The following is a 4,685-nucleotide window of genomic DNA, read 5'->3' on the forward strand; positions in this document are numbered from 1 at the left end:
CCTTCAGCCAGATCGCCGTAGTCACCCAATACCACGGCACCGACAGAGTCACGCTCAAGGTTCAGTGCCATACCGTAAACATTGCCCGGGAACTTGATCATCTCCCCGTACATGGCATCCGCCAGACCATGAATACGTACAATACCGTCAGTTACGCTGACAATCGTGCCCTCATTCTGGGCTTCACTGGACACATCAAGCTGTTCGATTCGACTCTTGATGATGTCACTGATCTCGGAAGGATTCAGTTGCTGCATAGCTTACCTGCCCGCTCGTTATTCGCAAAAAAACCGCAGACGTACAGTTTTATTGATTCTCAGGAAATCATCGCATCGGCCAGCTTGCTCAGCCGGGCACGGAGACTGCCATCAATGACCAGGTCACCCGCCTTGACGATAACGCCACCTAAAATGCTATTGTCGATGGCGGTCACCAGATGAACGGAACGTCCAAGCCTGGCCGCCATTTTTTCCGCCAGTTTGTCCTGCTGCTCCTGACTCAGGGGATACGCTGAAGTCACCTGCACCTGCTGGGAGCGTTCTTCTTCCGCTCGCAACTGGCTATACAAGGCAGTGATTTCGGGCAACAGTTGCAGACGACGATGTTCTGACAACACCCGAAGATAATTCTCAAATGGCCTGTCCAGGTCTCCCTGACACAGCCCGATGATGGTGTCTGCCTGCCGGGCACCACTTAACCGGGGATTACCCAGCATCTCGACCACTTTGCGGTACGCGCTCACGCTGGCACAGAGTGACAGCATGTCGGACCATTGGCTCAACTGTGATGCATCACGGGCATATTCAAAAGCCGCTTTGGCGTAGGGGCGGGCACAGGTTGTTAATTCCATGATCTCCAGCCCCCTTAAAGTTCAGCCGCCAGATCGTCAACCAGCTTGCTGTTCGCTGCCTCGTCCAGACGTGCACCCAGAATTCGCTCGGCACCGGCAACAGCCAGGCTGGCCACCTGGGAACGCAATGCTTCACGGGCCCGGTTAGCGTCCTGCTCAATTTCAGCAGCGGCGGCGGCCTTCAGGCGGTCACCTTCAGCACGGGCCTGCACCTTGGCATCCTCGACCATCTGGTTGGCGCGCTTGTTCGCCGACTCGATGATGCCCTGGGCTTCAGCCCTTGCCTCTTTCAACAGTGCCGCGGCTTTGTCATTGGCCTGTGCCAGGTCTTTTTCTGCCTTGTCAGCAGCAGCCAGACCATCGGCTATTTTCTGCTGTCGGTCACTCAGCGCCCTGGTCAAAGGTGGCCATACATATTTCATGCAGAACCACACAAAGAACATAAAAGCGATGGATTGGCCGATCAGGGTTGCATTTAAATTCACGCCAATACCTCTTGTTGTTAATGTCGTTGGCTCTTTTCAGAGCCTGGCCTTCTGGCAACTCAGGTCGGCTCCCGGGGGAACCGACCTGCGCCAATTGGCACCTGGTCGGGCATTAACGTCTGCGCCTAGAGCAGTCCAACGAACGGGTTAGCAAAGGTGAAGAACAGGGCAATACCAACGGCAATCATCGGGATCGCATCCAACAGGCCTGCAACGATGAACATTTTGGTTTGTAGCATAGGCGCAGTTTCCGGCTGGCGGGCAACCCCTTCCAGGAATTTACCGCCAAGCAGGGCGAAGCCAATACCCGTTGCCAGCGCCGCGACACCCAGCATGATGGCAACACTGATGACTGTCAGACCAACTACCAGTTCCATATTTCCTCCCGACTCTATCAGTCGTGTGTTGTGACATTTAGTGGTTAGTTAAAGTTAATTTATCCAGTGGCCAGCTCTCCTGAACAGGATACGCTGACCGGCTACCTTTCACTCAGTGTTCTTCATGGACGCTGCTCAGATAAACGATGGTCAGGGTCATGAAGATGTAAGCCTGAAGGGTAATAACCAGAATGTGCAGGACAGCCCAGCCAAAATGCAGTGGCAGCTGCGCCCAGCCAATCATGGCAATCAGGATAAATATCAGTTCACCGGCATACATATTGCCGAACAGTCGCAGACCCAGGGAAACGGGCTTGGCCAACAGGGAGACCGTTTCCAGCAGCAGGTTGACAGGAATCAGAATAACCTTCGCCACCGGGTTCTTGCTGGAGAATGGGTGCAGGGCAAGGTCAGCGAACAGGCCAGACACACCTTTTACCTTGATCCAGAAGAAGAGCATCAGGAAGAACACACTGATGGACATGGACATGGTGATGTTCGGGTCCGTCGAGGGCACGATCTTCATGTAAGGAATGCCTGCCAGCGTTGCCAGGCCGGGAATCCAGTCCACAGGGATCAGGTCCATCAGGTTCATGAAGAAAATCCAGACAAATATTGTCAGGGCCAGGGGGGCAATCAGCGGATTTTTGCCATGGAAGGATTCGCGCACACTGGTGTCCACAAATTCGACAATGGACTCAATGGCATTTTGCAGTTTACCGGGCACACCGGCGGTGGCATTTTTGGCCACAAAGCGAAACAGGAGAACAAACACAAAGCCGAGGAATACCGACCAGAGCATGCTGTCCACATGGATGGCCCAGAAGCCCATCTCCTTGGCTTCAGCGGGGGTCAGGGCAAACGTCCAGGTCGGCTCGCTCAGCACACCCTGGGGGTGCCCATAGGCGTCAACTCGCTGATAACCAGCAGGCAGCTGACCATAGGTCAAATTCTGTAAGTGGTGCTGTATGTATTCAGTAGCAGTATTTGCCATGGCTAATCCTGTAAACCATCCATTACATTGTCAATATCAAAGCTGCCTGTGCCATAGACTTTTGATGTAAAGTCAAACAGTAAGACCTTCAGCAGTTTTTCCACTTAAACACTTTTCAGCAAACAACCACCGTGGACGGGCCGTTTAGTACCAACCATTACCGGGCTGGCTTTTGCCCACGAACCAGCAATGGAGCAAACCAGCTGACCGCCTGAACCGCGATGAATGATCCGAACAGTGCCACTGGCTCCAGCGGTTTGAACAGGGTAAAAACCAGAGTGAAGCCGGCGGTGGTCAGTAGCAATTTGCCAGCTTCTCCACGGTAGAATGAGCTGACAATCAGTTTTGCCGAGCGTGCACCACGGTAACGGAACACTCGCCACACAAAATACGCATTGGGCAAAGAGCAACAAAGCCCTCCCAGAAGCGAGGACAATGTAACAGTGATTCCCAGTGGCAGCAGTGCCATGGCCAGCACAGCAGATACCAGCAACTGTGCAACAATAACACGATGGACAGGTGGCTGTTGAAGCCACAGGTATTGACGATGATCAGTACGACTGGATTTGCGGCTGACAAATCCAGACCAGTCATCACGACCAATTGCTATTTGCTGCTTCCAGACTTTTGCTTCTGACATACTTCCGTTAACTACAGCTCAAGAAAATCCCCACTTTCACCGTGAAAAGGGGGGAGCAATAGATTGTTCCATGCACAATGCGTAACATTTTTGTCGGATTGTGTCAGTATCTGTTATTTGATCAATGATTTCTGACATTCCAGCTTTGGCAGTATATGGGTAATAGTACCTATATTCAACCGAAACCATACTGGCCTATTAATATTTCACAAAGTCATAAAACTTGAAATCTGATAGTTTAGTCGATCAGTACAAGCCGTATAGAAAAAGGAGAATTCGTCCAAACATTTGGCAAGCCAAATCAGTCGTTCGAAAAATGAACATTGTTAAAAGGCTTCCATGCCAATAGAAACTGGCACAGTTGATTAAAAACTGTACTTTTGTATTTTTTCTTATGGGTCAGTAAATAAAAATGACGCTTCAGGTTTAGTCCGGTAACGCCAATTGTTGCCATATGACCGGTATCCAGTGTGGATTTCGCCGCCAGGCTTGAAATACAGGCGATACCAACGCCATCACTGACCGCCTGTTTAACCGCCTCTGAACGGTTTAGCACCATGGCAATCTTTGCCGATGCCAGCTCAGTGGCAATCATCTCATCGAATAGTTCCCGCGTACCCGAACCTGGCTCTCTTAAAACCCAGAATTGATCAGATAGTGATGACAGTGGAATATTGCCTTTATTGGCCAATGGATGATCGGGACTGCAAATAACCACCAGCTCATCTTCAAGCCATGTGGTTACCTCCAAATCCGGATGCAGGCAGACACCCTCGATCATGGCAAGGTCTATCTTGAAATCCAGCAGCCGCTGCTCAATCACTCGGGTATTATCAATTTCCAGGTCAATTCGGATGCCGGGATGACTTTCCCGAAACCGGGCAAGCATGTTTGGTAACAGGTTATTGCCTATGGTTGAGCTGGCATTCAGAACCAGAGAACCTGACTCATAAGACCCATCTTCTGCAAATTGGTTTTCCAACTCCCTGGCGCGATCAATCAGTTCGCTTGCCTTGGGCAATAGAGCGCGGCCGGAATCATTCATCCGCAATCCCGCGCCCTGATTACGGTCAAACAGTGGTCCCAGATGCTTTTCCAACTCAGATAAAGCCATGCTGGCGGCCGGTTGGGAAATATGCAAGCTCTCAGCCGCACTTGTCACCCTTCCGTACTGGGCGACGGCGCGAAATATTTCCAGCTGGCGAAGCGTAATATGCATTTGATGTACAGCCTGTTGCCATCAGCAACCAGAGAGTCGAGGTGCTGATCCGGTTTTACCGGATCCTTCACCGCCCGAAATCAATCATGGTATAAGAATACTTGATAAGCTCTCTAAGTA

At 51.2% G+C, this 4,685-nt stretch carries 6 protein-coding genes and 1 pseudogene; all 7 read right to left on the bottom strand.

The window, feature by feature from the left end:
- Nucleotides 1-257 (bottom strand): annotated as a pseudogene (locus KDK14_RS05695) (F0F1 ATP synthase subunit alpha); the annotation flags it as partial.
- Between the two features lie 59 nt (nucleotides 258-316).
- A complete protein-coding gene (locus KDK14_RS05700; RefSeq protein ID WP_257264055.1) occupies nucleotides 317-853 on the bottom strand; it encodes a F0F1 ATP synthase subunit delta in 537 nt (178 codons plus the stop codon).
- 11 nt (nucleotides 854-864) lie between these two features.
- Nucleotides 865-1,335 carry a F0F1 ATP synthase subunit B gene (locus KDK14_RS05705; protein ID WP_257264051.1) on the bottom strand — a complete coding sequence of 157 codons (471 nt, stop codon included), beginning with the start codon at nucleotides 1,333-1,335 and terminating at the stop codon, nucleotides 865-867.
- Nucleotides 1,336-1,460: 125 nt separating this feature from the next.
- Nucleotides 1,461-1,712 carry a F0F1 ATP synthase subunit C gene (atpE, locus tag KDK14_RS05710; RefSeq protein ID WP_020581950.1) on the bottom strand — a complete coding sequence of 84 codons (252 nt, stop codon included), beginning with the start codon at nucleotides 1,710-1,712 and terminating at the stop codon, nucleotides 1,461-1,463.
- A gap of 112 nt (nucleotides 1,713-1,824) precedes the next feature.
- A complete protein-coding gene (atpB, locus tag KDK14_RS05715) occupies nucleotides 1,825-2,706 on the bottom strand; it encodes a F0F1 ATP synthase subunit A (RefSeq protein ID WP_257264052.1) in 882 nt (293 codons plus the stop codon).
- Between the two features lie 157 nt (nucleotides 2,707-2,863).
- Nucleotides 2,864-3,346, bottom strand: a complete 483-nt coding sequence (locus KDK14_RS05720; protein WP_257264053.1) for a F0F1 ATP synthase subunit I — start codon at nucleotides 3,344-3,346, stop codon at nucleotides 2,864-2,866.
- A 301-nt stretch (nucleotides 3,347-3,647) separates the two neighbouring features.
- On the bottom strand, nucleotides 3,648-4,565 hold the full coding sequence (locus tag KDK14_RS05725; protein ID WP_257264054.1) for a LysR substrate-binding domain-containing protein: 918 nt from the start codon (nucleotides 4,563-4,565) through the stop codon (nucleotides 3,648-3,650).
- Nucleotides 4,566-4,685 lie beyond the last annotated feature (120 nt).

Source organism: Endozoicomonas sp. ONNA2, from assembly GCF_024606365.1.
Classification (GTDB): domain Bacteria; phylum Pseudomonadota; class Gammaproteobacteria; order Pseudomonadales; family Endozoicomonadaceae; genus Endozoicomonas.

Bases quoted from the DNA above. Each gene is read 5' to 3' on its own strand.
- atpE (WP_020581950.1), bottom strand. From the start codon at position 1,712: ATGGAACTGGTAGTTGGTCTGACAGTCATCAGTGTTGCCATCATGCTG.
- atpB (WP_257264052.1), bottom strand. From the start codon at position 2,706: ATGGCAAATACTGCTACTGAATACATACAGCACCACTTACAGAATTTG.
- KDK14_RS05720 (WP_257264053.1), bottom strand. From the start codon at position 3,346: ATGTCAGAAGCAAAAGTCTGGAAGCAGCAAATAGCAATTGGTCGTGAT.
- KDK14_RS05725 (WP_257264054.1), bottom strand. From the start codon at position 4,565: ATGCATATTACGCTTCGCCAGCTGGAAATATTTCGCGCCGTCGCCCAG.